Source organism: Micromonospora sp. NPDC003776 (assembly GCF_053605645.1).
Map to the genome: position 1 here is coordinate 1 of NZ_JBSGJR010000994.1, position 1086 is coordinate 1086.

1 protein-coding gene and 1 pseudogene are annotated in these 1086 nt (G+C 74.8%); one reads left to right on the top strand and one right to left on the bottom strand.

Annotation, left to right across the window (positions count from 1 at the left end; genetic code table 11):
* Positions 1-556: hypothetical protein (locus tag ACWEVO_RS37000; RefSeq protein ID WP_452312021.1), on the top strand; the 556-nt coding region annotated here is incomplete at its 5' end.
* A gap of 434 nt (positions 557-990) precedes the next feature.
* Here ACWEVO_RS37000 and ACWEVO_RS37005 read toward each other — a convergent pair.
* A pseudogene (locus ACWEVO_RS37005) lies at positions 991-1086 on the bottom strand (ParA family protein); the annotation flags it as partial.

Here is a 1086-nt window from a genome sequence, read left to right on the forward strand (position 1 = left end):
GCCGCCGCCGGGCCGGGTCCTGCTCACCGCCGGGTGCGCCACCGCCGACCCGGGCGCGGCCGCCGAGGACGAGCACGGCCTGCCGGCCAACCAGAACAAGCTCTTCGGCGTCTACGACCGCCTCCACCCGGTGGCCAACCGGCGGTTCGGTGCCGTGTACGCGGGCGCGGCCCTGGCCAGCCCCCGGGACCGGATCATGGTGTACCGCAAGCCGTCCGCCGAGTTCGACCGGTGGGTGCGGCGCGACTTCGCCCGCGACTGCGTCGAGGTGCACGATGCGGCGTACTCCGCGCGGGAGATCCGTGCCCGCGCGGACGAGGTGCTCGCCGACCGGGCGTACTGGCAACGCCGGAACATCAACCCCGGGTCGTTCTCGTTGGACATCACCGGGCGGGCGGTGACCGTCGGGGTCACCGGTGACCTCGAGCGGGCCCAGGCCGAGTTCTCCGCCCGCTACCGCACCGGTCCGCCGATCGTGGTCGTGAAATTCGAACCGATCGACTTCCTCATGGGGGACGCCTGGGCGACCGGGTCGCCGCAGCCCGGCGGCCGCTGAGCAGGGACGGGGCCTGGTCCATTGACCGGGGGTCGGTCCCTGCCAGCGGGTATAAGGAAGGAGATGAGCGAGCAGGTACGGGCGGCGCTGCGCGGCCTGCTGCACCTGCGCCCGGTGCCGGGCGCCCACCGGGTCGCGCTGCGGGCCGGGATCAGCGTCGGCGTCCCGCTGCTGGCGGTGCTCGCGGCCGGCCACCCCGAGTGGTCCGTGTACGCCGCCTTCGGCGCGTTCACCTCGCTTTACGGGCGTAACCACGTGCACCTGTCCCGGGCCGCGATGCAGGCCAGCGCCGGGGCGGCGCTCGTCGGGTCCATCGTCCTCGGGGTGCTGGTCGGCACGGCGCCGTCGCGGGCCTGGCTGGCGGTGCCGGTGGCCGCCGCCGTCGCGGCGCTCGGCGCCGTGCTCGCCGCCGCCCAGGACTGGCACCCGCCGGGGTCGCGGGCGACCTCGTTGACCAGCTGGATCTCGGCGGCGGAGAGGTCGATGTTGGCCGGCAGCAGGTACAGCCCGGCCACGTCGGTCTTGATCAG